Genomic DNA, 26,923 nt, shown 5'->3' on the forward strand with positions numbered 1-26,923 from the left:
TAAAGCAACTTCGGTGCCAATTGGTAAAATAGACTTTCGAAACTCAAAATAAGCTCGAAATGAGCCATTTTATTACACGAATAGAAAAAATTATTGGGTAAAGCGTGTTTTTAGATGATACATTTTGAGTTGGAATTCTTTTGCTTTTCAAGTAAAGTAGGCAAAACCAGAACCCAAAATGCTTTATAAGGATGCTTAAACTTACTTATTATTTGATTATCTCTTTATTATTTTTCTCAAATTCCCTTTTTTCAAATACGCTTGATGTTTTTGTGGAAGCGGAAGCTGCAATCTTAATGAATGCAGAAACGGGAAAAATTCTTTATGAAAAAAATATTCACACCTCTTATTTCCCTGCAAGTATTACAAAAATTGCAACAGCCGCTTTTGTTCTTAAATTTTTTTCAGACAAATTAGACGTTATTGTCACTGCGGAGCAAGATTCCATTGGATGGGTGACTGAAGAAGCGAAAAGGAAATCGAACTATACCTTGCCAGCTTATTGGTTAGTTCCCGGGGGAACCCATATGGGAATCATGAAAGGCGAGCAACTTTCTTTAGAGGATCTGCTTCACGGTCTCATGTTGGTTTCTGCTAACGATTCCGCGAATGTTATCGCGCAATACGTGGGAGGGACGGTTCCTGATTTTGTGGATCAGCTCAATGCCTATGCGAAACAAGCAGGATGTCAGCACACGACTTTTCATAATCCGCATGGCTTGCACCACCCCGAACATAAAACAACGGCATATGATATGGCGCTTTTAGCAAAAGAAGCGCTCAGCATTCCTGCATTTTGTAAAATGTTCGGAACGGTTAAATACACAAGGCCTAAAACAAATAAGCAAGAATCTTCTGTCTTAGTTCAAAATCATCCTTTGCTTAAGCAGGGTAAATTTTATTATGCTAAAGCTCTTGGTGCTAAAACAGGTTACACCAATCTCGCCGCGCATAATTTAGTTGTGGCTGCTAGAGATAAAGGTCGAACTTTAATTGCGGTCCTACTAAAAACAAAAGAGAGGGACCAGCTTTTTAAAGATGCCATTAAATTATTTGAGGCAGCTTTTCAACAACCAAAAGTGGAACGGTTGCTTTTAAGGCAAGGCATTCAAAAATTTACACAAAAACCTAATTGGGCTTCTCAACCCTTAAAAGCCTATTTGGATGAGGATGTCAAGATCTCCTACTTTTCCGCCGAAGAACCTCAAGTCCAGTGTGCGGTTGAATGGTTGAATTTGGAACCTCCCATTCAAAAAGGACAAACGATTGGGCAAGTTTGCTTGACAGATCGGGAAGGAGCCTTTAAAAAATATGTGCCCGTAAAAGCCTATGAGGAGCTCTCGGCGAGCTGGTCGTTCTGGATAAAACAATCATTTGGTGAATTATTATTTTGGCACAAAGCCACAAAAATTTTTGCCATTGTGTGCATATTGCTATTTTTTGGAGGACTCGTATTTCAATTTAGAAGACGTTAGGAGAAGATCGTATGGAATATAGGCAATTAGGATATTCAGGTTTTAAGGTGCCCGTTTTGAGTTTTGGAACCGCTACTTTTGGCGGAGGAACCGAATTCTTTAAAGCATGGGGAGAGACTGATGTAAAGGAAGCCTCTCGTTTAGTTGATGTTTGCTTAGAAAGCGGAGTCAATATGTTTGATAGCGCGGACATTTATTCAAATGGCCTATCTGAAGAGGTTCTTGGGCAGGCCATTAAAGGGCGGCGAGATAAAATTCTGATTTCAACCAAAGCGACATTTCGGTTTGGTTCGGATCCAAACGATGTGGGATCCTCCCGCTATCATTTAATCAATGCGTGTGAAAACAGTCTGAAACGTCTCGGAACTGATTACATCGATCTTTATCAAATGCATGGATTTGATGCCATGACACCTGTCGAAGAAACCTTAAGTGCATTAGATAATCTCATTAAAAGTGGAAAGATTCGCTACATTGGATGCTCCAATTTTTCAGGATGGCATCTTATGAAGTCATTGGCCGTTTCAGAAAAATATGGATGGGCGCGTTATGTAGCTTATCAAGGGTATTATTCTCTAATCGGACGAGACTATGAATGGGAATTGATGCCTTTAAACTTAGATCAGAAGGTTGGCTTAACGGTCTGGAGTCCTTTAGGTTGGGGGCGATTGACAGGTAAAGTTCGTCGGGGGCAGCCCTTGCCTGCTCATAGCCGGTTGCCAGCCACTGGCGATATGGGGCCTCCAGTTGAAAATGAGTACCTCTATCATGTGGTGGACGTTCTCGATGAGATCGCGAAGGAGACGGGTAAAACAATTCCTCAGGTGGCTTTAAATTGGCTTTTACAGAGACCAACAGTAGTCAACATTATTATTGGTGCTCGCAATGAACAGCAGTTAAAAGATAATCTTGGTGCTGTGGGCTGGAATTTAACTCCTGAGCAGGTAAAAAAATTAGATGTGGCAAGTGCGCGGACTCCGATCTATCCTTATTGGCATCAAAAAGGTTTTGAGGAAAGAAATCCATCACCTGTTTAATTAATTTATAAAAATTGGAGATTGTAAATTAATTGACTGAAAAGCATAGTTAAAATAAAATCGTTTCTTAAATTATTTTATTTTTAACTATGCATATTGATTCATTATTTGCTACATTGCCCCATTTGGAATCACAAAATGAAACTAGTTCTAATTGTGATAAACCACGTGCTAATCTAAAAAAGAAAATTATCGCTTTTTCGAAAATTCCTTTTTTAAAAATTGCCGCTTTTTTTCAGCAAGTACACAATACTCAGATTCCTCTTAAGCTTCAGTATTTGGAATATATTGTGACCATGGCAAGTGGAGTTTTTTCCTCTTTTACCAAATTAAGTGGAATGACTAATGGATTATTAAATTTAGTAAAAAATGTGAGTCAAGCCGTTCTGGGTTTTTTGTTAAAATCCAAATTTGTTTACCAAGTTCTTAATGCGATCAAGTTGCTACCTATTATTGCCATTCCTTTTGCAATTTATGATATCCTTGTGAATTTCATCCAAAGTATCAAAAGACCGATTAGTGAAAAAATAGATGCTCTTCTTCAAATCGTTGCCGATGTCGGTATTATTGGGGAGTGCATAGCTACATTTGCGCATGGCTTAGAAAGAGTTGGGGCGGTTTCGTTGCACGCTATTCGATGGACAACACCCCTATTTGCGGTGAGTTTGGCCCTTTCGGTGGCAACAGCCATTGCTTATGCAAAAGGCCTTGTGGAGAGTGCTTGGACTCTACGCCAGCTTTCCAAAAAAGTTCAGTCGACCTCAGACAAAAAGCAAATCGAAGATTTTCGACCGCTCTTTGAGTATTTGGAAAATAAAAATAATCGGTTTTTAAGAAAACAGTTTAGGATAGATCCTGCGCAACTCAGGGACAAGTTAGCGACGGCCTGGAAAAATGCGCAAGAAGTACTCAAAAAATCGGAATCTACAGAACTTGAAAAACAAAAATCCGTACAGAAGCTATCAAAAATAGTGAAATCGATGAAACAGCAAACGATTTCACAGATTGCAATTCGTTCGTTGTTAATCAGCTCTTGTCTTTTTGGTATTGTAGGCGGGTTTGTTTTGCTTTTTACTCCTGCAGCTCCTGTGGCCTATGGATTGATGGTGGGAGGTGTTACTCTCTCTCTAGTAAGCGTTGGGATTGGAATTTATTGCAATAAACGCTTTAGAAAAAATTTAAAAATTCAGCAAAAAAGTGCAGTGAAAGAATTTGTAGAGAGACGTGTGACATGTATAAAAGGCACATGGAAAATTTGTACAACAAAGCTTTTCAACAAACGGCATCCTGCAGCTGCAGCAGCGGCCGCTTAACCTTCTGTTTTCTTTAAAATAGCAAATAACTTCAAGTAATCATCAAGGCTCAAATCTTCTGCTCTTACGAGAGGATTTATTCCAATTCCCTCTAATGCTTGCATGACCTTTTCTGGTTCATAGATAGATTTTAAAGCACTTTTAATCATTTTTCTTCTTTGCTCAAACGCTTTTCTTGTTAGAGTAAAAAAACCTTGCTGATCAACTTGTGGTGGGGATTTCAGGTGAAGTGTCATCACTGCAGAATCGACTTTTGGAGCTGGATAAAAACACTGTTTGCCCACCTTGAAATTGTAGACAGGATTTGAAAAAAAGTTGAGAAATAACGTAAAAGCACTAAATTCGCGCGATCCAGGCATTGCAGTAAAGCGGCGGGCGACCTCTTCTTGTACCATGACAGTGATTGTTGAAAAATATGCATGTAAGGGGGCAAGTTCTGCTAAAATAGACGATGTTAAATGATACGGAAGATTTGCGATCACTTTAGCTTTTTTGCCAGCCTTCAATTCTTGTTTGAAGACACTCTCAATCGGAAACTTCAAGATATCTTCACAATGCACTTGCAGGGTCTGAGCGGGTGTTTGCAAACGAATCAGTGCTTCCGCTAACTGATTGTCTTTTTCCACAGCAATGACTTGAGCTCCTGTTTCAAGCAAGCATTCGGTAAGTGAGCCAGGGCCTGGGCCAATTTCAAGGATCACATCATCCGACGAGGCTGCGGCTGTCGCTGCGATTTTCCTGATAATGTTTCCATCGATTAAAAAATTTTGCGACAAGCCTTTCTTCGGTCGAATCCCCAAAGAATTCAAAAAAGCAAATAATTCATTTGGTTTATACAGCGGCATAAATCACAACTAGTTTAAAGAAAAGGGTTCAAAATCTGCAGGGAGTGTTTCACGTGCATTGATTTTATCGACGCCAAAATGGGCTCTTAGCCTTTCTAAATACGAAGCTGTTTCCTTGCTAATCGCTTCATCAGTCAAATAACTTTTAATCTCGTCTTTAACTTCATCAAACGGAGGTGCTCCTCCTGGATTCATCGAGTCCAAATAAAATAAACGATAGACAGTTGATTTCGTCGCGCGACTTTTTTGGGCTATAGGTTTGCTGTAATTACCGGGAGAAAGTGTCGCTAGAATTTGTTTATTCTCATCCGAGACTTCGTTTTCCATGTGGGAGAACTTGGTCGAAACGTTTACTTGAGCGATGTTATCGCCTAGCCATTTCTTCAGATTATCCTGCAGCGTTTCAATTTTGACTGGAGTTTTTTGGAGCTGTTGATAAATCTGATTGGCAATCTTTGCGCCTTTCTCGTCCTGCTCATCCCGAACAGAAATCATGTAATATGTCCATTCCTTGGGGCGAACGTTTTCTTTGGCATATTGCTCATAAGCCGTTTGAATGGCTTGCGGGGTGGCCTGCGCTTGTGCTTTGGTATTTACGCGATAGTAAAGCATACGGCGAATAATAATATCACCCTTGATTGAATTCCAAGCTTCATCGTAAGTAAGGCCGGCTCTATCGAGATTGTGAATAATGTCTGGACCAAATATTTCTTCCATCTCCTGTCGAACGTCGCCATTTGTCAAAGGAAGTTTCATCTCTTCCGCATCAGCCATGACCAGTTCTTTATCTATCAGATCCTGTAGAACATCGCTCCAGTTTGTTTGATAAAATTGAAGCCTTGCAGGGACTGAAGAGGCGTATTCAGGGAAATTGCGGTAAAAAACAATATCCATTTTTTTCATCACGTCCATGACTGTAATGATCTTTCCATTGGTAGTGGCAAGAACACGGTTATTCACATGAATTTTTTCTGGTTGACTTCTGAAAAGAGAAGGCTCTGCTGCTAGAGGAATGGTTGAAGAAAGTGCAGCAAAAGCAACAAGAAAATGGAGAACTTTTTTTGGAATCATCATATTAAGACAGCCATAATGTTAAGAACGATTAATTTTGAGAAATCATTATAAGCGAATAAAGCTTTATTGAGAAGTAGCGTCTTAAAGAAGGGAGAATTTTGTCCATTTAAAGAAAGAAATAGACGTAGGGTGTCTTATGGAATTTATTTTAATTTGTTTGAGTAAAAATAAATGATTATTTTAACTTGGCGGCATTCTTTTTCAAATTCGCGGTGACTGCAAAAAGGAATACTCAACCAAAAACTAGGGACTATTACAAAAAATAATAACGTGTTGATCGGAATATTGCTTGGATTTGGATCACAAAATTCTTTGCTAGGAAGCCGTTGCGATTTCATTGATAGTCTTTATTGGACCTCTGCAAAATGTCCCCAAAAAGCTTCGGTTTTTTTTGAATCATCAGATTTATTTTACTCATTTCAGGAAGACAATGATCTGTTTTCAAGCGTAGAGCAGTCAGCTGAACCCAGCCTAGGTTATAGAACATATGAAGACGAAGAAAAAGATCTTTCTCAAATATTAGGTGGAAGTTCAGATTCACTAGAAAATTATGCCCCACGCTTCATTTGTGGCATGGATCCTTCACTTGAAGAAAGTAAAAGCTTAATAAAAAGTTATGAGAATACACAAATAAATGTGCATAAGCTTTTGCAGTCTGAAAAATTTTTAGAAAAAGTTCTTGCTAGATATGGTTTTAAAGCCAATTGAATAAAAGATGAGAGTTTGGATATTTCTTTTTATGACTTTAACGAAGAAGAGAAGCTCTGTATGGCTCAATTGGTTGCTTCATGCTTATGGGAGCATCTTGAACAACCAATTCGTGAAAATTTAGATGCTTTTTTGGAAGGAATCAAAGAAGCAGAAGAGGCTTTGGTGGCACTATCCTCATATAAACAGTTTAAAAGGCGCATTGAAGACGCCTTATTTTGTGTAGAACAAAAATGGAAAGCGAAACAAGCTCTAAAAAAGAGGCTGATGCATTTTTTGAGACTCTTGCTAAACGACAGGAGTGCAAATCGATTGTTCCTCAAAAGCTTTACTACCAAACTTTAGAAGAAGGACAAGGAGAGAAGATCATTACTCCAAAAAGCTTGGATGTGCTCATGCATTATTTCATATCAAAACCGAATGGGGACGTTGTGGCTAATACCTATGCCTTGCTCCAACCATCCAAGTTGAATTTATCAGAAATGATTCCTGGTTTTGGACATGGCGTTTTGGGAATGAAAGTTGGAGAAAAGCGAAAACTTTTTATTCATCCAAATGTAGGTTATGGTATGCGTGCAAATTTTGATGGTGGAGTTTATTTTGTTGCAGAGGTGGAATTACTGGACGTAGAAAATTCCACAGAATCGCTCCCTCCGCTTATAGAAGAAGAATGTCCTAAAGACATAGCAGAAATGACGGAAGAGGACTATCGAAGGGTCCAAAAGTTGCATTACCACGATATAGGATATGTAAACTGAGCTTTTTTTAGACATTATGATGAACTGTATACTTTCAAAAATGTTGAAAAGCATTTAAGAAGTTTTTTAGAAGGGAAAAGGCCTTTTGAGATGAACAATCCTAAAATGAAAGAGCTGTTGCATAGGCTATCGTGGAATATCTATCAGAAACAACATCAACGAGAATGTGAAGCAGCAACTTAGTATTTTCTAAAATTTGATACGGATCGAGATCCCTGTTTACTCACTTTAAATAAAGAGCGTCTTTATTATCGAAAAATAAAGGAAGGTAATGGGGAAATACTCAAGCGAGAAGATATTCCATTATTGAACTATCAAATTCGCCTTCGGAATGGTGAGGTTGTATTCGATAAAGTAGATTTAAAAAGAGCGATTCGAGGATTCAAAGAAGGTCTAGTAGGGCGAAAAATTGGGGAAAAAGGCATTCTATACATTCATCCAGAGTGGGGATATCAAGATTTTTTTATGACACCTTATGCAGATAAACTTCTGGAAGTTAATTTTGAAGTGATGGGGTTAATTGAGTAATCTACAAGAAGTAAAAGAGGAATTAGTATATCAAGCTTTTGCTTGTCAAATAACTAATGGCGTGTTTTATTTTTACTTTTATTGATCGATTTGTATAATTTACGCTTTAATTCTAAAGCTTAAAGGATAAAATGAATCATTTTATGAATCTATCAATTGCTGTATTTCCCTCATTAATTCCTCTAACCTCAAATGGGATTTTTGCATGGCGCTTGCGTTTTCAAGAAGATACAAGAGTTCTACCCACAAATAAAAGACAATCTTTAGAAGCAAAAGTACAAGCATTAGCAGATAAATTAAAAATCACAAAAAATTTAGAAATTGTTGAAATAAGAGGTTTAGGGAATATTGCTCAGGCAATGGGAAATACAATTTTTCCAGGAAAAGCAGGAATCGCAATTGATCCAGAGGCTTTTGCTTATATGAGTGAATACACTCAGGAATTTATTCTTGCGCATGAAATTTCCCATATAAAACATAATGATACTCTTACCCTTTTTTTGGCTCAGGGATTCGTTGGTATCATCACAACTCTTGCTTTAGCTAAATTATTTCCTGCAACAGCCAAAATTTCTCTTAAGTCTTTTTTTTCACCTGCTTCTTCCTTAGGAATGATCACTGGAATTGCAGGGCTAGCCCTATTCTCCCATTGGAGAGAAAAACAGGCAGATAAAACAGCTTTTTCTATTTGCTCCGATCAAGCAAGGTATGCTGCAATCAAGTTTTTTAAAGAGATGCAAGAGGGCAATCTTTATGATAGAAATTGTGATGATGATTCACAGCTGACTTCATTGTTTGTAAAAATACTGATCTCTCCCGAAGGGGATAATCGCTTGGATTTTTTTCATCCCTCGCTTCAATCTAGAATTGACTGTTTAAATGACCTTATTCCCATTTAATATGAAGTGGGCCAATTTGTAATGCTACTATCTCTGACTTGAAGATGTTTAATTATTTCATTTCACATTCAACACCACCACGCCATGTAACTGATCTCCCTGCTTTGAAATGGAGCATTATTTTTTTTGTCTTCTATTTTGAAAGATGCCAAGAAAAAGATAATTATTTAGCTTTTATGATTTTCCAGGCATTGGCAACATATAAGAAAAACGAGTTCAATTGAATCAACCGAGGCTCCGCACATGACAAATTAAAGGCTGTGGATCCAGAATAGCACGTTTGTCATGCTTTACAAGCTTTCGATGAAAGCACAAAAGCGATAGCGTAAAGGTCATGAGTTGATTAGCAAACTAATTTTAGGTGTGCAATTTAAAGATGGGGAACAAGTCTTTAATATAAAAATACAGTTTAATTTTCAAAAAGTTGGATGTTTTATTAGATGTTCAAAACACAGCTTTTGACAATATTTCTGAAAAGTGATCGATACCTTTAACTAACTCACCTTTAATATGAAGAGGAGTAAACAAATTATTTCATTTTTATTGAGTAGGTCTTTTCCTCGATGGTCTCGTCAAGAAGAAGTACTTGTCCAGTATCTTATTCGATTCTTCGAATTTTGGTTTAATGTGCTTTCAAAGAAAGAGAAAAATCTAGTGATTTTGTCATAGTTAATCACCATCAAATAGATCCAAAAGACTTGTTGCTACGGTTTGAATAAGATTTTACTTTAATGCGATAAGTTTTATCAAACTATTTTTGCTCGTCTGTGTAGAGAAAGTCGGTTATGAAGAACATTGAGATCGCATCCTTACTATCTTTTTTGCAGAAAGAAAATGACTTAAAAAAATATTTACTATCTATCCGATATTAGATAAAAGATGTTTTTACAAAGGAGATAGCATGATGAAGTCTTTTTTTTATGTGTTTTTAAGCTGTATAACAGCTTGTTTTTTTCTGATACATCCTATCACAATTCAGGCTAATGAATCTCATAATGAGGACAAATACACAGAAGTTTATGAAGAGGATTCGGACGAGGATGTTTGCGATAATACTTGCGAACTTCCAAGAACAAACATTAAAAAATATTTGCTTAGTGCTGCTCTTTTAGCTGCAGCGACTGGTGTTGGTACATATTACATTGGCAGAGATAGTAAAGATCCCGATATAAAAGTAGTTAAACCCGTAAATCCTGTTTGTCCTGACTGTCCAACGGATTGTGCGTGTCCAAGTTGTCCGGATTGTCCTACCTGTCCTCCCGAAAGACTTGATGATCTGCTGAGAGTCCGCTTTATTTTCCTTGGCGATACGATTGGCAACAATACAATTGAGATATCTTTTGCTTTTGTTGATCCGAACGGAAACTATTATAATAATAGTGTCACATTGGTTCCTAATCAAGCTACCGTGACTGTTTCTACACGGCTATTTCCGTTAGCAGGGATTTGGAGAATTATTATTATCGGAATAAATGGGCAATCGCCTGTTTCTCAACCGGTGCTTAATATAAACGTTTCTACAGATACTCTCGGAACTCTTGTCGATCAGGTATTTAATACAATAAATCCCGGAAACACAAGGACTATTAATTTTACAATTCCTTAGCCATAATAGGAGCTTGAATGAAAAATTTTTTTCCACTTTTAAAAGGACTATTTTTTTCTAGTTTACTACGCCTATACCCTTTTGCTATTTTTTTTGTGACTTGTCCATGTCCGACATGTCCAACGTGTCCTGGTACTGCAGTATATATATGAACCATTGCTGTTGAAGTAACGTTAGTATCCGACCCTGATGTTATATACAACTAATGGGAGTATCGCAACCGCGATACTATCTGCAGGAAATTCGACAACTCTCTCTTATGGGTCTAGTACATTTCCGCAGGGAGAGTGTGAAATTATTGCAACACCGATTAATGCGACGACAGGATCTGCGGTACTAGACTATGTCGTTCATCTGGATAATGGAGTCTCTTATTCATTTCCTGATGTTACGTTAGCAGTTGGGGCATCCTCTTTCACAGGTTTTCATGTTCCGTGATTAAAGGATATAAGCCATAGGCTTCTTAAAGTTGTGTGAGATGAAAAAAACGCGCGCATCTCTAAAATGTTTTTTATGATAAAAACTAAATGAGATTGTGCTCATGAAGTATTCTCACTTTTCTTCAGAAAAAATGTCATCAATAAATGAACAAAATAATCCTTTCGAAGAAATTTCTCGCAAAGCGAATCAGGAATTGTTGCAATAAGCTATTGAACTTAAAGTACAAGGGGAATTTAGCTCTCTTAAGAGCCCTAGAGGCAATTTTGGGAGAAACTGCTAAGGACTATCGCCTACAAACATCTTTATATCATTTGGCTCAAAAGTAATTTGTTCACAAAAAGTACGTTTGGATATGGGCTGATCAGATTTATTTTAACATTCGTTTAGAAGATGATCAACCCCATTCTGTTTTTTTAGAGCATGGAAGTAAAGAACTTATCATAATTCATGTAGGGCATCGAGGTCAAAGCTTGCTCTTGGAGGTGCACTTGATTTTTGAGCAGTTTAAAGATGGGAAGATGTTTTTTGTGTAGAGAAGTAGGTTATGAAAGAAGAAGATCACATCTTTACTATCTTTTTTACGGAGAGAAAGTGGCTTAAAAAAAAACATGAATATTTTTTAAAAAAACATTTACTCTCTATTCAATATTGGATAAAAGATGTTTTTACAAAGGAGCTTGCATGATGAAGTCTTTTTTTTATGTGTTTTTAAGTTGCATGACAGCTTGTTTTTTTCTGATACATCCTATCAGAATTCAAGCTAATGAATCTCATAACGATGTCATGTACACGGAAGTTTATGAAGAGGATTCGGATGAGAATATTTGCGATAATTCCTGCAAACGTCCAAGAACAAACATCAAAAACTATTTGCTTAGTGCGGCTCTTTTAGTTGCCGCGACAGGTGTTGGCAGTTATTACATTGGCAAAGATAGTAAAGATCCCGAAATAAAAGTGGTTAAACCTGTAAATCCTGTTTGTCCCGAATGTCCAACGGATTGTGCGTGTCCCACTTGTCCGGCCTGCCCTACTTGTCCTCCTGACACTCTCGATGATGAGCTGAGAATCCAGTTTATTTTCCTTGGAGATACGATTGGTAGCAATACAATTGAGATATCTTATGCTTTTGTTGATCCGAACGGAAACTATTATAACAATAGTGTTACATTGACTCCCTCTCAAGCAACCTTGGATATTTCTACGCGGCTATTTCCACTAACAGGGATTTGGAGAATTATTATTATTGGAATAAACGGGCAATCGCCAGTTTCTCAACCGGTTGTTAGAGTAAGCGTCTCCACAGCCAATCTTGGAACTCTTGTCGATCAGGTATTTAATACAATAAATCCCGGAAACACAAGGACTATTAATTTTACAATTCCTTAGACAATAATGGGAGCTTTAATGAAAAATTTTTTTTCACTTTTACAAGGTCTATTTTTTTATAGTTTGCTAAGCTTATACCCTTTTGCAATTTTTTCTGTGACTTGTCCATGTCCAACTTGTCCGACATGTCCAACATGTCCAACGTGTCCTGGTACAGTGGTATATTTAGGAAGTATTGCTGTTGAAGTGACGTTAGTATCGGGCCCTGATGTTTCAGTTTCCTTATATACAACTAATGGGAGTATCGCAACCGCAATACTATCTGCAGGAAATTCGACAACACTCTCTTTTGGGTCTAGTACATTTCCGCAGGGCGAGTGTGAAATTATTGCAACACCCATTAATGCTGTGACTGGATCCGCGGTACTAGACTATGTGGTTCACCTGGATAATGGAGTCACTTATTCATTTCCTGGTGTTACGGTAGCAGTTGGGACATCTTCTTTCACAGGTTTTCATGTTCCGTGATTAAAGGATCTAAGCCATAGGCTTCTTTAAAGGATCATTTCGGTTTTATGAAATCGGAGATGTGATCGAAAGTTGTGTATGAGATAAAAAAAAAGAGAGCGCATCCTTAAAACGTTTTTTACGACAAAAACTAAATAGGAATGCGCTCATGAAAGATTTTCGCTTTTCTTCAGAGAAATCGCTGCAAGAAATGGTTACATACCAGAAAAAATACTCAAATAGGTCTTAACCTTTGTCAGGTTAGAGTAAGACATAGAGACGATGGCTAGTTCACAGGTACGATTCTGCTACCTTGAGACAATTTTGGGAAAAACTGCTAAGGACTATTACCTACAAACATCGTTATATCAAAATTGGCTTAAAAGTGTTTTATCCACAAAAAGGATGTTTAGATGGGCGATGAGATTATTTTAATATTCGTTTAGAAGACGATGAACTCCTGCGTTCTGGTTCTAGTCTTTTTTTAGAGCATGGAAGTAAAGAGCTTATCATGAATCATGATGAGTATTGAGGCCCTCAAAGATGGGGACTGAGCTTGCTATTGAAGATGGTGGTGCTGGGCCACAAATAGCTAATATTTCGGATATGATGCCAAAAAAGCGTTCAAAAGTATTCCAAAGAAATTATGCATGGTTCCAAGAAAAATGGATGGATTAAAAATATTTTGAGAAGTTGTTTGGGATGTATGAAACAAAAAGTCTATGCGAATGATTAAAAAGGACAAAAATCAATTATTAGCTTTTATGGTTTCTCACGTATGCATTGGCAATATATAAGAACAACGAATCCAATCGAATCATAGGCATTGCACACGACAAACTAAAGGTTGTGGATCTAGAACAGCTACACTTGTCATTGTTTATAAGCTTTCGATGGAAGCCCAAAAATGATGACGATAATTAGGTCATGAGTCAAATGGCAAACTGATTTGGGAGTGAAGTTTAATATGGGAAGATGTCTTTCGTGTAAGAGAAGTAGGGTATGAAAGAAGAAGGCTGCATTTTTAATATCTTTTTTACAGAGGGTAAATTTCTTAAAAAACATAAATTTTTTTTAAAAAATATTTACTTCCTGTTCGATATTGGATAAAAGATGTTTTTACAAAGGAGCTTGCATGATGAAGTCTTTTTTTTATGTGTATTTAAGTTGTATGACAGCTTGTTTTTTTCTGATACATCCTATCACAATTCAGGCTAATGAATTTCATAACGATGATGCGTACACAGAAGCTTATGAAGAGGATTCGGATAAGGATATTTGTGATAATTCTTGCGAACGTCCAAAGACAAATATCAAAAAATATTTGCTTAGTGCGGTTCTCTTAGCTGCCGCGACTGGTGCTGGTACTTATTACATTGGCAGAGATAGTAAAGATCCCGAAATAAAAGTAGTTAAACCTGTAAATCCTGTTTGTCCCGAATGTCCAACGGATTGTGCGTGTCCAACTTGTCCGGATTGTCCTACCTGTCCTCCTGACAATCTTGACGATGACCTGAGAATCCAGTTTTTTTTCCATGGAGATACGATTGGTAGCAATACAATTGAGTTGACCTATGCTTTTGTGGACCCAAATGGAAACTATTATAATAGTAGTATTACATTGCCTCCTAATGGAGCTGGCGTGTATGTTTATACTCAGCTATTTCCGTTAACAGGGATTTGGAGAATTATTATTATTGGAATAAATGGGCAATCGCCAGTTTCTCAATCAGTGGTTAGAGTAAACGTTTCCACGGTCAATCTTGGAACTCTTGTGGATCAGGTATTTAATACATTAAATCCAGGAAATACAGAGTCCGTTAATTTTACAATTCCTTAGTCAATAATGGGAGCTTTGATGAAATATTTTTTTTCACTTTTTCAAGGTCTATTTTTTTCTAGCTTACTAAGCTTATACCCCTTTGCAATTTTTTCTGTGACTTGTCCATGTCCAACGTGTCCAAATTGTCCGACATGTCCAACGTGTCCTAGTACAGTGGTATATTTAGGAAGTATTGCTGTTGAAGTAACGTTAGTATCGGGCCCTGATGTTTCAGTTTCCTTATATACGACCAATGGGAGTATCGCAACCGCAATACTATCTGCAGGAAATTCGACAACACTCTCTTTTGGGTCTAGTACATTTCCGCAGGGCGAGTGTGAAATTATTGCAACACCCATTAATGCGACGACAGGATCTGCGGTACTAGACTATGTAGTTCATCTGGATAATGGAGTCTCTTATTCATTTCCTGGTGTTACGGTAACAGTTGGGACATCCTCTTTCACAGGTTTTCATGTTCCGTGATTAAAGGATCTAAGCCATAGGCCTCTTTCAAGGGGCATTCTGGTTTTATGAAATCGATTTGAGAAAGATGTAAACTATTCGAGAATAAAGAAGCTCTTTTGAGCCTCTTTATTCTGATGTCCTGAAGGGAAGGGTCTAACATAAGACCTCGACCATTATTGACGGTTTAATCGAAGATTGACAGGATCTGTTTCAAAATTGGAACGGAAAGGGTTAATGTCTAAGCCCCCACGTCGCACGTAGCGGGCATAAACTGTTAATTTTTCAGGCTTACAATAAGTTGAAATATCGTAAAAAATCTTTTCTACGCAGTCTTCATGGAACCCGGAGTGGTTGCGGTAAGAAATGATGTATTTCAAAAGACCTTCATGTGCAATTTTATGACCCGCATAACGGATGTAAATCGTGCCCCAATCGGGTTGTCCTGTTGCTAAGCAATTCGACTTGAGCAACTCGCTATAAATAGATTCCTCAACATAATCAGAGCTGGTTGATAAAAATTCGGGTGAGACGTGATAAGCATTTGTTTCGATATCCAAAAAATCTAGGCATGTTCCCGAAAATTCACGCATGGGTTGCTTTTTAAAATCAGCCGAAGAATATAGTTCAACTGTTACAGGGCCTAAAGAAACCTGAGAAAGATCTCGTTCCAGAATCTCATTCAACTCTGCTAAAGAGCCTATTTTTGTTTGGTTGAAAGAATTTAAATATAATTTAAATGATTTAGATTCGACAATATTTGGATTGTCATAAGGGAAGTGAAACTCAGCGAAAGCAATTTGTGGTTTCCCTCTTTGATCAAGCCAGGATAGTTCATAAGAATTCCAAATATCGAGTCCTGTAAAAGGAAGCGAAGTGAGGCCTATTTTATTTCGAGCCATCGTTCGAGGAATTGGAAACAACAATTCGGGAGAATATGTTGTGATATAAGTTGTTTGTTTTCCTAAAGGAGATTGATCTAACATAAAAATCCTAATGAATTAATTTTTAAGTTAGATTATCAAACAGAAAGATTTAGGTAAAGTTATGGATTTTTAGTTGATCCATCAGCTTCTAAATATTCAAACTTTCTTAAAGTTTGATAATGATAGGATTTTGCTTGATCTCCGGAACAGTGATAAAACAATGCGAGTTCACGAAATAGAAGCCTTTTTTCAAATAAAAATGCACGTTGAAACCACGGTTGCTTTTCACCAGCTTTTCCCCGCAGATAATGCATAAATAGGGACCATGTTCGTGGATAAGGGACTTCAAGATTGACTGAGAAATGCGCAAAGGCGATTTCTTTTCCTTCTGTCGCGTACAACCAACAGCCATATAAAAAGTGTAAAATGCTTTTATCTTGAGTCAGCGTGTCCATTGAAAACTGATGTAAGAGCTCTCCCGATTTTTTCCATTCGCTGATATACAAATAATAAGAAATTTCGATGCATTTAAAACGAAAATTTCCAGCTTCAGAAAGAGGATATTGATGGGCTTTTTCTTGTAAAAGAGGAATAAGGTCAAGTTGTTGTTCATCAATAGCATTAATCATAAAATAATTCAGCATCCGCTCGTCATCAAGAGTGATGTGTGATTTTTTTAACGATTCAAGAAAAACTGTTACTCCTTTTTTTAATCCTTCTTTTTTGAAAAGGACTCCAAATTTTAAAACGCGCAGTGTGGCGGGAAAGTCAAAGCAGGTGTATTCGAGAAGATCTCGACTTTCGATTTGCGCTATTTTTTGTGAGACAAGTTCCCAAGCACCAAGTTCAAGTAGGATATATAGAGCATTTCCAATTGTTTCGACTGGAAATGGTCGAAAAACAAGAAGATCATCAATAATTTCCAGCAGGACAAAGGGTTTTGCTAGCCAAAAGGCAATTTGCATGGAAAAGGAGTGCAAAGATATTTGAGGAATTGTTTCAAAGTGTTTCTCCGGAAACACAAAGGGCAATGGTTCCCAATGCTTTTGTAAACTTTGAAACAATTTTTTAGTGTTTGCATTTTCAACGACTTTGGGAAGATGGCTCGTGACTAATAGGATAAACTGATAAGTAGCTTTACGGTGGTATCTGGAGCACTCATGCATCCGATATACGATATGTTCTTGTAAAAGAGGGAGAAGGGGGTGATGAGGATAACGTCTAATGGCTAGCTCGTAGCATTTGACTTCTTCATCGTAGTCGTGTTGGGCTTGATAAACAAGAGCCTTTCCCAAATATTCCAAAGGAGCTCCTGGAGTATGTCGGAGCTTTTGAAATTCATCTAAAGCGGCATCATATGTTTGATTTTTTTCTATAGGATCGGTCAAAGAGTTAGCTTGTTCCAATAAGGTAATGCCGGCCCGGAACATGGCCTCTCTTCCTTCGGCTCTTCCTGGAAAGGAATAACCGATACGGCGATATTCGGTTAAAGCTGCAGAGTAATTTTTATGTGCCAAAAAAGCATCGGGAACAACAAGGCAATTGACCATGATGTTTTGATTTCCGACGTGGACATAAAAATCTTTGATTTCGAAATCTGCATCGCGTGAAAGCAGGCCGATGTGTGTTCCTGTTAAGGGGAGATGGCCGATGTAAGAAAACTGCAGAATATCATTGATGTAGAAATAAATGTTATTATCAATTTTTTCTATGCAGATGTGATACCAAATATTCCGATATAAAAAAGTTCCGGGAGAACTAATGACTTCTACTGTTGATCGCAAAAGTTTGGTAGATTTATTGGTATCTGTTCCTATCCAAAGACAGTAGCCGTCATTCAAATTTTGCCTTTCAGCGGCTTCAGGAATACTTAAAAGAAATCCTAAACCATGTCCTTGCTCCCCAATTCGGACGTCTGCCTCAAGTTTAATGTTCCCTGTAAAAGAGGACTTGGAAATCATGAGGCTGACCCAATCAGAAATTTCTGTTGTACGTGTAATGGCCATATGCTCTGCAATCAACACATTTTCCTGAAATTCCCAATCATCTTTGCATGCAATGTCCAGTTCTGAAATAAGAAACCATTCTGAACGACCTTCAATGTAGTTTTCCAAATCCCGAATCAACTCGTCGACTGTTTGATAGCGTTGGTCTACTTGAGTCGCCAGACAGCTCGTGGCGATTTTTGAAAGAATGAGAGGAACATCGCGATAGGGGGCCATTTCCATCGGATCAATCAGCACCTCTTCATCCATTTTTTTGCGATATTCTTTAAGCGTTGTACGTCTAAAGGGTGGATAGAGTGTCAAAAGCTGGTAAAGAATCACTCCCAAAGAGTAAATATCAGTTTGAACAGTCGCTTCACCACCCTTGGCCCTTTCAGGAGCCATATAGGAAACCGTTCCTACGACTTTCCCCACTTTAGTGAGAGAATGAGAGGTCATTATTTTTTCATTCTCAATCTCATCATCTTCCGGGTGACGGATGATTTTGGCTAGTCCCCAGTCCAAGATAACGACCTGGCCATACTGTCCCACAATAATATTTTCTGGTTTGAGGTCTCGATGCAAAACCCCTTTGGCGTGTGCATACGCGACAGCTTGGCAAACACTAATGAAAATGCGGATTAAAGAGGAGATGCTACCTTGCTCTGCTTTTTCGCCTCTTTTTTCTTGTTCACGCGCTGTTCTTAAAATTTGCTTAAGGGTATTGCCTTCTACAAACGGCATTGTGTAATAGGTTGGGGCATCTTTGGCTTGAATCGTATAAATTGGAATGATGGCCGGATGGGTAAGCTGGCTGGTAATTCGAGCTTCCTTTAAAAACCTGCGTGTAATTGGTGCGCAGTCCGCTAGGTCTTCTCGAATCTTTTTTAATGCGATTTTTCTGCCACAAGAAGTGTCGTAAGCTAACAAGACTTCGCCCATTCCTCCTTTTCCAATAGGATCTAAAACTTGATAGGGACCGATGGAATATTTGACAGATTCTTTTGAGGGAATATCTTCTGAGATGAGAGGAATGAGTTCTTCTTCTTCTTTTTGAGGGACTTCTCCTTGTAAAGAGTGCCCGCAAAAGGGACAAAAACTGGCCTGACGATCTTTTTCAGAACGGTATAAAAAAAATCGGGAGTGACAACTGGGACAATGCATCAGATATTACAAGTAGTGGGTTAAAGTCTATTCGCCTGTTTTAATTTTTTCCTTAAAAGTCGGGCTTGAATGGATGCGTTTTGCACAATGCAAGGATGTCCTAATTCTTGTTCAAAATACACACCATTACTTGAGCTGTAAGAGGCAACCATTTGATTGAAGAGAGCATTTAGCCCGTGTTCATCTCTTTCTGGCAAAGTATAGCGGAATCCACAGTGCATAAATTCAAAATAATCATCCTTCCACGCGGCTTTTGCTAAACGCAAGGCTTCCGGAACATTCTGGGCTTCAACTTCTGTGGTTGCTTCTTCTCCATCAGCTTTTTCCTCAAACCAAATGTATCGGTGTTCTTCCACTTTGCGTAGAAAAAGATATTGGGGTGGAGTTGGCTTTTTGCAAAAGCCAACATGAATAAGCGGGTAATTATTTGTCATCGAGTTTCTCTTTTTCAATTTCAGCTTTAATCTCTTTTTTTATCTCTTTTTTGAGCGTATATGGATCAACGACTTCTTCCGGAGATTCAGCAAAATAATACTCACGTAAAACTAAATAAATACCCCCAATAACAAATAAAATGGGCATTAAGGTGGACCAGCTGATTTCAAATGCCGTGGCGAGAAACAATCCTAAAAGAATGAATGACGAAACAGCTAAATCAAAAATGCGACCTGTTAAATATTGTCTTAAAGCTAGCGATGCCCAGATAGCGAGAAGAATACCAGGCCACCACCTCTCAGATGAATACAATAAAATCCCTAAACAAATTAAAAAGATGCCATTTGAAATTGCATCCGCTTTTCCCTTTGATAAAAGTGGTTCTGCCATAAGATTGCTCCTGTGAAAAGATTTTTCTATTTTCTTTCACTAAAAAACTATGTGCTTATCCTGTCAACTTTTTAAGAAGGTTTGGAACTGGATTGTTTTTTTAATTCTTTAACCTCAGATAGCGTTAAGCAGCGGGCACAGCCAGGTGGCATTTCGCTTTCAGGAATTTTTGATCTTTTATTTGATCTTCTAATCGTTAGTTTGTTTGGGCACGGATTTGGAACAATAGCATAATGATGACTCGGTGTTGATCTTGGTACTGATAAAGGGTCTGATTGCATTCTTGTCTCCTCATATGCAGGATAACAATCCACACTCCCATATTTGACGTATTTTTTTCAAACTAAAAGAGCTATGTTCAATCGAGTTAAAATTTTCTCCATTAATAGGGAAAAATTTGACAGCAAAGAATGCTTTCGTTTAAGCCTAAGAAAAAACAAAATATTTAATAGCGAGAAGCAACGATGACGGAACAATCTTCAGAATTCTCTGTAGAGACTCTTCAAAATGGACGACCTCTTAATCCTTTAGATCCTGAAGAGGTAAGAAAAATTCATGCTTATTGGAGAGCTGCGAATTATCTATCCGTCGGACAAATTTATCTTCTCGACAACCCCTTGCTCAGGCGACCGTTAAAAGCTGAAGACGTGAAACCGAGGCTTTTAGGTCACTGGGGAACCACCCCGGGCTTGAACTTTATTTATGCGCACATGAATAGAGTAATCAAAATGTATGATTTGGATGTCATTTATTTGGCCGGGCCTGGTCACGGAGGGCCGGGTTTGGTTGCAAACGTTTACTTAGAAGGCACATATAGTGAAGTTTATCCCAATGTAACGCAAGATGAAGCAGGCTTAAAAAAATTATTTAAGCAATTTTCTTTTCCAGGTGGAATTCCTAGCCACGTCGCCCCCGAAACTCCAGGGTCTATTCATGAGGGTGGGGAATTGGGTTATGTCATGACGCATGCCTTTGGGGCGGTTTTTGATAATCCTGATTTAATCGCTTGCTGCGTCATTGGAGATGGAGAAGCTGAAACAGGACCTCTAGCTGCTAGTTGGCACTCCAATAAATTTCTGAACCCTATCCATGATGGGGCCGTTTTACCGATTTTACATTTGAATGGATACAAGATCGCTAATCCAACCATTCTAAACCGAATAAGCCGTGAAGAACTGCAGAGTCTTTTAATTGGCTACGGATATAAGCCTTATTTTGTAGAAGGTTCGGAGCCGGAACACATGCACCAATTAATGGCTGCAACGCTTGAGCTGGTGATTGAAGAAATTAAAAGCATTCAGCAAGATGCGCGAGAAAATGGATTTAAAGAGCGCCCTCTATGGCCAATGATTGTTTTGGCGTCTCCAAAAGGTTGGACAGGACCGAAAGAGATTGATGGGAAAAAAGTAGAGGGGTACTGGCGTTCCCACCAAGTTCCTTTTGCCGAAATAGCAGAAAATCCGAGTCATTTGCTGCGGTTGGAAGAATGGTTAAAGAGCTATAAGCCGGAAGAGCTTTTCGATGAAAAGGGGCACTTTCTCGCAGAGTATGCAGCACTTGCCCCAAAAGGAAAGAGGCGAATGGGGGCAAATCCGCACGCCAATGGCGGCGAATTACTAAGGGATCTTCGCATTCCAGATTTTAATGACTATGCACTTGATATTCCTGCACCAGGAGTTGTTGTTGCCGAATCTGCCCGAATTATGGGAAATTTTCTCCGCGACGTGATGAAAGCCAATTTAGATCAAAGAAATTTTCGCATTATGGGGCCTGATGAAACAGCTTCCAACCGCTGGAGTGCTCTGTTTGAAGCGACTAATCGGATGTTTACAGCAGAGATTCTTTCCTACGATGATCATCTTTCTCCAGATGGGCGCGTTATGGAAGTCCTCAGTGAACACCTATGTCAAGGATGGCTTGAGGGGTATTTATTGACGGGAAGGCATGGATTTTTTTCCTGCTATGAAGCATTTATACATGTGGTAGATTCCATGTTCAACCAACATGCAAAATGGTTAAAAACAATTCGTCATATCCCTTGGAGACGTCCGATTGCTTCACTAAATTATTTTCTGACTTCGCACGTTTGGCGACAGGATCACAATGGGTTCTCCCACCAAGATCCCGGTTTTATCGATCACGTGGTCAACAAAAAAGCGGAAGTTATCCGCGTTTACTTACCGCCCGATGCCAATACACTTCTATCTGTCACAAATCATTGTTTACAGAGTCGTAATTATGTCAATGTAATCATCGCAGGAAAGCAACCAGCATTGCATTATTTAACAATGGATGAAGCGATTAAGCATTGTTCTAAAGGAATTGGAATTTGGAAATGGGCGAGTAACGACTATGGGGAAGAGCCTGATGTGATCATGGCTTCTTGTGGAGATATTCCGACTCTCGAAACTTTGGCTGCGATCGACTTATTGCGCAAGCACATTCCAGATATTAAAATTAGAATGATCAATGTTGTGGATTTAATGGTTTTACAGCCCCATACAGAGCACCCACATGGCTTAACTGATCTTGAGTATGACGATTTGTTTACTCTCGATAAACCGATTGTGTTTGCTTTTCATGGCTATCCGTGGTTGATTCACCGATTGACCTATCGTCGTGCGAGTCATGACAATCTACATGTGCGGGGCTATAAAGAGGAAGGTACTACGACGACACCTTTTGATATGGTGGTATTAAATGATCTTGATCGCTTTCACCTCATGTTGGATGTTGTAGAGCGGATCCCTCGCTTCAGCAAAATGCGCGCCTATATCAGAGAGTTTGTCGAAGGGAAGCTGATTGATCACACGCATTACATTCGACGTGTGGGGGATGACATGCCAGAAATTCGAGACTGGAAATGGCCTTATGGATACTCATCAGTTGTAAATAAATGAAAAAAGAATGAACTTGAGCCAGACTAGGGGGCATGCATGGATTTTCGATCATTGATGCGAAGTTATAACCTGGATGAAGTAGATAAAAAATTGGGAGAAAGGTTTTGGCATCCCGTTGAAGTGGCTCATCTCAACAATTGGGTGTTAAAAGCAACGGCTATTAAAGGTGAATTCCCTTGGCAATCCAATGAAGATGACGAACTTTTTTGGGTATATAAGGGAGAGATGTTGCTTGAAACAGAATCTAGTATGCTCTCTTTAAAAGAGGGGGAAGGGACTGTGATTCCAAAAGGCATTAGGCATAAACAAAGGGCTTCTGACAGAGCTGTGGTATTACATTTAGAGCCTGCATAACTATTTTAGAGGTGTTTTTCCCGTAAGTACATTGCAGGACTGTATTCCCCGATCAATGTACGATTCCACCAAGATCCATTTCTTTTCCTCTCTTCATAACTCGTAAAGGTATAGTCATAAATGACTGAACGAATGTAACGAGGAGGAGCGGATGGGAATGGATTTTTACGTAAAAGGGCTAAGACATCTGGTGTTCCCTTTAACAAGTGAACTAAGAAATTTTTAAACCAAGGCTCTGCTTCATATTCTGTAAAAGGCAAAAACCAGGCCTGCCAATCAATGCGCGGTTGGTAGGGGGAAATGCGGCGAGGGCGTCGCGAAATTTCCGAAGGTTTATACCGAAAAAGATATTCTTCCCAATGTTCACCATCTAGGCTTCCTTCAATCACAATTTCGTATCGCTGAGTTGTCATAACAGCAAAAATTCCGTAGCGATTGGCCAAATGTAAGGGGGCAATGCGGTGAAAAAATTTTTCCAGAACAATTTCTGGAAAAAAAGCATTCCAAAGGCGCAAAAATTGCAAGAGAAGTAAGGCTCCACCGATAATGTTTACCAAAATAACCAAGTACAAAGATGGTTCAACGCTTTCTACAGGGATTTCCCAAACATTTGATAAAACAGCATTATTGATGAGGATAATGCAGAAGACGGCGGTCAGGTGATTAAGAAATGAAAAGTTACCAGTTAACCAAATACCGTATTGGAGAAGTACAAGAATAGCGCAAGTGGTCAGCCTGGCGAAATCTCCCCAAAAAATCCCAAAAGGAGCGATCATTTCAGCAAAAAACATTCCTAAAACAGAGCCTTTTTGAAACCACATGGGGAGTTTATGGGCGTACCAAGCGATTGTATTAGGAAGAGGCTGACTTTGATAGTGATGTGCAATGGCGGTTAAATTTGTCCAAACAGGATCTTTGCTGAGCAATTTAACAGCTCCAGCTTGAAAATGAAACCGAAATAAAAGACAGTTAGCACTTGCCCAAATCAAATAACAGGGCACGATTGTTAAGCTCATGAAATAAGCATGAATCGTGATTTCTAACAAAAAGCCTTCCCATCCAAATGCCAGAAAGTCCTGCCCACCGCCTACAATCGATAGGTACAAAAAATAAAGCAAAATTAATTGGATGGAGGGATACCATCCTAACATTAAAAGAATAGAAGATAGAACGCCTAAAGTTGTGAGGCTCATCAAAGCTGTGTTGCTAGAGTTAAACCAAAAAAGGGTGGGTGCATAATGCAAACGTTTTCTAAGCGGAAATTTCCTAAGAAAATTCAGGTGGTCTTTTAAAGGCAAAATCCCATTTTCTCCGATAAGTCCGCGAATTTGGAACAGAAAAGCACCAAACGCAAAAAAATAAATAAATCCCAATAATCGATAAAAAAGCTGGCAAGCGATGGTGTAGGATTCGGGATAAAACATAGGAAAGCTCAATAAAATATTTGCTTTCTATATAATAAGACCTTGCAAGATAAGGCAAGTGTTTTTCTTGCCTTATCTTCTAAAAATACTTATCTATGTGAGTTGTTGTTGCTCGAACTGCTGGATGAGCTACTTGACGAAGAACTAGAGCTCTGAGGTATCGAGGGGGTTTGGATCTGATAGCTTCGTTGTTGATAGTAATTTTGTTGATAGCCGCTGCCAGGAAAGTAGCTTGGGGGAAGAGCTGGGGCATAAGGTTCATATTCATAATCAACAGACGGAACGCCTGTTTCACTGTAGTAGAAATTGGGATCAGAGTAGTAGCCTGGATTATTTCCCCATGCGCCCCCGCCGTACCAGTATCCGTCATGATTGAAATTATGCCACCCATGATGCCCATGGTGCCATCCATGCTGGCCATGATGCCCATGGTGTCCATGATGATGCCCACCATGATGTCCGTGATGGCCGCCGTGGTGACCGCCATGATGTCCTCCGTGGTGACCGCCACCGTGATGGCCGCCACCATGACCCCCATGTCCTTTGGCAATTGTCCCATCCGTTTCTTCTGCATCAATAGCGGTTGCACTTAGCAATAATAAACAAGCGATGCCACTCATAGTTGAAAAGACAAGATTGCGGATCTTATGCATAAAAGCCTCCCTCTGCCCACAAATCGCGGGTGTTTAGTCTTTTTTTTCTATTATAACATGCAAAATATAATGTAGATATATTTTTTGAATTCGCAATTTAAGTAGCTAATTTTTAATGAGGTGAGTTGTTGTTCGGTGTGACGATGCTTAAGATGACGACTCCGGCTAAAATCAACGCGGTTCCAATAAAATGCCAAACACCAAACATTTCTTTGAAATACCAAATTCCAATGCAAGAAATTCCTAAAATACCAAGTCCAGACCAGATGGCATAGACGATACTCACAGGCAAAACTTTTAACGTTAAAGATAGCAGCCAAAAGGCAAAAAAATAGCCGACAAGCACAATAATGGAAGCGAGCGGTTTCGTGAAGCCATCAGAAACCTTTAATGCACTAGTGGCAATAATTTCTGTGATGATAGCGAGAAAGAGGTATAGATATGGTTGCATATATCCTTTATTTTAATAGTCTAGGGAGATCTGCGGCAAATAGCAATGCAGTGTTACGACACGTTTTTGGTCATTACGTGAAGAAAGATCGATTCCACGCAATAGTTCTTTTATCAAAGGAATTTGTTCTCGTGTGGCCCTACGGCCAGCTTCATAGATCTGTAATTTCATTTTGTCATTAAACGTTCCCATTCCAGACGTTTTAGGGCGAATAATGATATCGGCATGATGCGTGCAAATTTCATTTTGCCAGATAAATGCGATCTCAGCGCTGCGAGTTGCCACTTGAAATAGATTTGAAGGGATTGTTTGTGGCAAAAGTTCGCAAAGATCCACTGCAATCACTAAATCTGCACCGAGATCTCTCGCTACTTTTGCAGGAACTGGATTGACCACTCCTCCATCAATTAAAATGCGCCCTTTGTGTTGGCATGGCACAAACATCAAAGGTATGGAACACGAGGCCTGCACGGCTCTAACTAAATCACCTGATCCTATAGGGACAAGTTCTCCTGAAAAAAGATCGCAAGCGACAATAATCAGAGGAATTTTTAAGTCATCAAAAGTTTTTGCGGCTAAATGCTTGGAAAGGGTACTTTTCATCGAGCGACCTTGTGATAATCCATAGCGGCAATGCCAAAGATCTAGGTCTAGTAAAGAGTCAGTCTTTACATTCCAGACAACTTCTTTAACTTTTTCGATGTCGGGAGAATCTGCATAAAGCGCCCCCACCATGCTTCCTGCGCTACATCCAACAATCAAATCAATAGGTATTCCAGCTGCTTTCAACTCTTCAATGACTCCCACATGCGCCATCCCTCTTACGCCACCACTGCCTAAGACAAGAGCAACGCGGATTTTTTCAGGCAAAGAAATCACGCAGGGAGGATGAGGATTTCCTGGTTCGATATAATGATGCGATGCGCAAGATGAAAGGATAAATATCCATATAAGCGCCAAATAGGAGGACCGGTACAATGCTTTAGATATCATGCTTAGAAAACTAATAAAATTGTTACGACATTAGGTACTGCTCTTAAATCTAAAGGAATGGCTTACAAAATGGAAGCCATTTTGACAAATGATTTTAAGACCTAGGTGCCAAAGTTCAAAAACGATCAAAAAAGGTTAAAAAAGAGCACATGAATGACGATCGAACATGTGCATTTTTTCGCATCCTTGAGAAAAAATAACAAAAATTAATAAAAATAACATTTTCCCTGATTTTGAGCACCATAAACGATTTGAGAAATAGATGAAAGAAGCTTTTACGTAAAATATTAAAAGAGGATTCATTTATTGAATAGGCGGGGTAAATACAGCTAAAAATTCATTTAATGAGAAAAAGGGGTTGCGGAAATAATGTGTCTTTTTGTATTGTCTTAGTTTCTTTCGCAAATAAGCAAGACGCTAACGAGTGAAACGAAAAGCAAAGCC

The 26,923-nt window shown here is 38.8% G+C and carries 28 protein-coding genes and 3 pseudogenes; 19 read left to right on the top strand and 12 right to left on the bottom strand.

The features are described from left to right. The first annotated feature begins 191 nt into the window (after positions 1–191). From AOM43_RS07030 to AOM43_RS07040, 3 genes are all read left to right on the top strand, one after another. On the top strand, positions 192–1,475 hold the full coding sequence (locus AOM43_RS07030; protein WP_059359628.1) for a D-alanyl-D-alanine carboxypeptidase family protein: 1,284 nt from the start codon (positions 192–194) through the stop codon (positions 1,473–1,475). 11 nt (positions 1,476–1,486) lie between these two features. Beyond that, a complete protein-coding gene (locus AOM43_RS07035; RefSeq protein WP_036746468.1) occupies positions 1,487–2,512 on the top strand; it encodes an aldo/keto reductase in 1,026 nt (341 codons plus the stop codon). Between the two features lie 89 nt (positions 2,513–2,601). After that, positions 2,602–3,825, top strand: coding sequence for a hypothetical protein (locus AOM43_RS07040; protein ID WP_006342145.1), 1,224 nt, complete (start codon positions 2,602–2,604; stop codon positions 3,823–3,825). Here the strand turns inward: AOM43_RS07040 and rsmA are convergent. Then, positions 3,822–4,670 (bottom strand): 16S rRNA (adenine(1518)-N(6)/adenine(1519)-N(6))-dimethyltransferase RsmA, encoded by an 849-nt coding sequence (rsmA, locus tag AOM43_RS07045; RefSeq protein ID WP_006342144.1) that lies wholly within the window; start codon positions 4,668–4,670, stop codon positions 3,822–3,824. The two genes, AOM43_RS07040 and rsmA, sit on opposite strands and share 4 nt — an antisense overlap. Before the next feature lie 9 nt (positions 4,671–4,679). Continuing rightward, positions 4,680–5,744: a peptidylprolyl isomerase gene (locus AOM43_RS07050; RefSeq protein WP_006342143.1), complete on the bottom strand. Its 1,065-nt coding sequence runs from the start codon at positions 5,742–5,744 to the stop codon at positions 4,680–4,682. A gap of 270 nt (positions 5,745–6,014) precedes the next feature. Here AOM43_RS07050 and AOM43_RS07055 point away from each other — a divergent pair, with 270 nt between their 5' ends. The 6 genes and pseudogenes from AOM43_RS07055 (at position 6,015) to AOM43_RS07080 (ending at position 10,243) form a co-directional block, all read left to right on the top strand. Next, positions 6,015–6,452: a hypothetical protein gene (locus AOM43_RS07055; RefSeq protein WP_006342142.1), complete on the top strand. Its 438-nt coding sequence runs from the start codon at positions 6,015–6,017 to the stop codon at positions 6,450–6,452. A gap of 233 nt (positions 6,453–6,685) precedes the next feature. After that, positions 6,686–7,210: an FKBP-type peptidyl-prolyl cis-trans isomerase gene (locus tag AOM43_RS07060; protein ID WP_006342141.1), complete on the top strand. Its 525-nt coding sequence runs from the start codon at positions 6,686–6,688 to the stop codon at positions 7,208–7,210. A 306-nt stretch (positions 7,211–7,516) separates the two neighbouring features. Then, on the top strand, positions 7,517–7,738 hold the full coding sequence (locus AOM43_RS13700; RefSeq protein WP_226987439.1) for an FKBP-type peptidyl-prolyl cis-trans isomerase: 222 nt from the start codon (positions 7,517–7,519) through the stop codon (positions 7,736–7,738). A 131-nt stretch (positions 7,739–7,869) separates the two neighbouring features. Beyond that, positions 7,870–8,637 (top strand): M48 family metallopeptidase, encoded by a 768-nt coding sequence (locus tag AOM43_RS07070; protein ID WP_059359630.1) that lies wholly within the window; start codon positions 7,870–7,872, stop codon positions 8,635–8,637. A 163-nt stretch (positions 8,638–8,800) separates the two neighbouring features. Then, a pseudogene (locus AOM43_RS13300) lies at positions 8,801–9,099 on the top strand (hypothetical protein); the annotation flags it as partial. Positions 9,100–9,538: 439 nt separating this feature from the next. Then, positions 9,539–10,243 (top strand): hypothetical protein, encoded by a 705-nt coding sequence (locus AOM43_RS07080; RefSeq protein ID WP_059359634.1) that lies wholly within the window; start codon positions 9,539–9,541, stop codon positions 10,241–10,243. On the opposite strand, the gene AOM43_RS13535 is transcribed toward AOM43_RS07080, so the two are convergent. Then, positions 10,230–10,400 (bottom strand): hypothetical protein, encoded by a 171-nt coding sequence (locus tag AOM43_RS13535; RefSeq protein WP_193374858.1) that lies wholly within the window; start codon positions 10,398–10,400, stop codon positions 10,230–10,232. The genes AOM43_RS07080 and AOM43_RS13535 overlap by 14 nt on opposite strands. 32 nt (positions 10,401–10,432) lie before the next feature. On the opposite strand from AOM43_RS13535, the gene AOM43_RS13005 reads away from it, so the two are divergent. From AOM43_RS13005 to AOM43_RS13720, 8 genes and pseudogenes are all read left to right on the top strand, one after another. Then, positions 10,433–10,681 carry a hypothetical protein gene (locus AOM43_RS13005; protein ID WP_226987440.1) on the top strand — a complete coding sequence of 83 codons (249 nt, stop codon included), beginning with the start codon at positions 10,433–10,435 and terminating at the stop codon, positions 10,679–10,681. A 212-nt stretch (positions 10,682–10,893) separates the two neighbouring features. Beyond that, positions 10,894–11,145, top strand: a pseudogene (locus AOM43_RS13705) (IS256 family transposase); the annotation flags it as partial. A gap of 83 nt (positions 11,146–11,228) precedes the next feature. After that, positions 11,229–11,369, top strand: coding sequence for a hypothetical protein (locus AOM43_RS13410; protein ID WP_161792761.1), 141 nt, complete (start codon positions 11,229–11,231; stop codon positions 11,367–11,369). After that, positions 11,366–12,070, top strand: a complete 705-nt coding sequence (locus AOM43_RS07085; RefSeq protein WP_059359636.1) for a hypothetical protein — start codon at positions 11,366–11,368, stop codon at positions 12,068–12,070. The genes AOM43_RS13410 and AOM43_RS07085 overlap by 4 nt, the downstream gene beginning before the upstream one ends. 18 nt (positions 12,071–12,088) lie before the next feature. Beyond that, the gene (locus AOM43_RS13710; protein ID WP_226987441.1) at positions 12,089–12,538 is read left to right on the top strand and encodes a hypothetical protein; all 450 of its coding nucleotides are present in this window, start codon (positions 12,089–12,091) and stop codon (positions 12,536–12,538) included. Positions 12,539–12,829: 291 nt separating this feature from the next. Then, positions 12,830–13,425: pseudogene (locus AOM43_RS14175) on the top strand (transposase family protein); the annotation flags it as partial. 227 nt (positions 13,426–13,652) lie between these two features. Continuing rightward, positions 13,653–14,357 (top strand): hypothetical protein, encoded by a 705-nt coding sequence (locus tag AOM43_RS07095; RefSeq protein ID WP_059359640.1) that lies wholly within the window; start codon positions 13,653–13,655, stop codon positions 14,355–14,357. An 18-nt stretch (positions 14,358–14,375) separates the two neighbouring features. Beyond that, entirely contained in the window at positions 14,376–14,825 is a 450-nt protein-coding gene (locus AOM43_RS13720) for a hypothetical protein (RefSeq protein WP_226987442.1), read from the top strand. A gap of 155 nt (positions 14,826–14,980) precedes the next feature. Here the strand turns inward: AOM43_RS13720 and queF are convergent, their stop codons facing one another. The 5 genes from queF to AOM43_RS07125 form a co-directional block, all read right to left on the bottom strand. Next, entirely contained in the window at positions 14,981–15,790 is an 810-nt protein-coding gene (gene queF, locus AOM43_RS07105) for an NADPH-dependent 7-cyano-7-deazaguanine reductase QueF (RefSeq protein WP_059359642.1), read from the bottom strand. 59 nt (positions 15,791–15,849) lie between these two features. After that, entirely contained in the window at positions 15,850–18,879 is a 3,030-nt protein-coding gene (gene pknD, locus AOM43_RS07110) for a serine/threonine-protein kinase PknD (RefSeq protein WP_059359644.1), read from the bottom strand. Between the two features lie 20 nt (positions 18,880–18,899). Then, positions 18,900–19,313, bottom strand: coding sequence for a hypothetical protein (locus tag AOM43_RS07115; RefSeq protein ID WP_059359646.1), 414 nt, complete (start codon positions 19,311–19,313; stop codon positions 18,900–18,902). Beyond that, the gene (locus tag AOM43_RS07120; protein ID WP_013925415.1) at positions 19,303–19,704 is read right to left on the bottom strand and encodes a hypothetical protein; all 402 of its coding nucleotides are present in this window, start codon (positions 19,702–19,704) and stop codon (positions 19,303–19,305) included. The genes AOM43_RS07115 and AOM43_RS07120 overlap by 11 nt, the downstream gene beginning before the upstream one ends. A 71-nt stretch (positions 19,705–19,775) precedes the next feature. Next, positions 19,776–19,985 carry a hypothetical protein gene (locus tag AOM43_RS07125; protein WP_013925414.1) on the bottom strand — a complete coding sequence of 70 codons (210 nt, stop codon included), beginning with the start codon at positions 19,983–19,985 and terminating at the stop codon, positions 19,776–19,778. A 183-nt stretch (positions 19,986–20,168) separates the two neighbouring features. Here AOM43_RS07125 and AOM43_RS07130 point away from each other — a divergent pair, with 183 nt between their 5' ends. Both AOM43_RS07130 and AOM43_RS07135 read left to right on the top strand, forming a co-directional pair. Continuing rightward, the gene (locus AOM43_RS07130; RefSeq protein ID WP_059359648.1) at positions 20,169–22,604 is read left to right on the top strand and encodes a phosphoketolase family protein; all 2,436 of its coding nucleotides are present in this window, start codon (positions 20,169–20,171) and stop codon (positions 22,602–22,604) included. 36 nt (positions 22,605–22,640) lie between these two features. Then, complete coding sequence (locus AOM43_RS07135) at positions 22,641–22,958, top strand: cupin domain-containing protein (RefSeq protein ID WP_006341289.1); 318 nt, start codon at positions 22,641–22,643, stop codon at positions 22,956–22,958. Positions 22,959–22,963: 5 nt separating this feature from the next. Here AOM43_RS07135 and AOM43_RS07140 read toward each other — a convergent pair whose 3' ends face one another. The 4 genes from AOM43_RS07140 to AOM43_RS07155 form a co-directional block, all read right to left on the bottom strand. After that, a complete protein-coding gene (locus tag AOM43_RS07140; protein WP_059359650.1) occupies positions 22,964–24,382 on the bottom strand; it encodes a lipase maturation factor family protein in 1,419 nt (472 codons plus the stop codon). An 89-nt stretch (positions 24,383–24,471) separates the two neighbouring features. Beyond that, positions 24,472–25,035: a hypothetical protein gene (locus AOM43_RS13465; RefSeq protein ID WP_006341291.1), complete on the bottom strand. Its 564-nt coding sequence runs from the start codon at positions 25,033–25,035 to the stop codon at positions 24,472–24,474. Positions 25,036–25,147: 112 nt separating this feature from the next. Further along, entirely contained in the window at positions 25,148–25,486 is a 339-nt protein-coding gene (locus tag AOM43_RS07150) for a DMT family transporter (protein ID WP_006341292.1), read from the bottom strand. 12 nt (positions 25,487–25,498) lie between these two features. After that, positions 25,499–26,479, bottom strand: a complete 981-nt coding sequence (locus AOM43_RS07155; protein WP_226987443.1) for a patatin-like phospholipase family protein — start codon at positions 26,477–26,479, stop codon at positions 25,499–25,501. Positions 26,480–26,923: the final 444 nt, after the last annotated feature.

Origin of the sequence: Parachlamydia acanthamoebae (genome assembly GCF_000875975.1) — a bacterium.
GTDB lineage: Bacteria > Chlamydiota > Chlamydiia > Chlamydiales > Parachlamydiaceae > Parachlamydia > Parachlamydia acanthamoebae.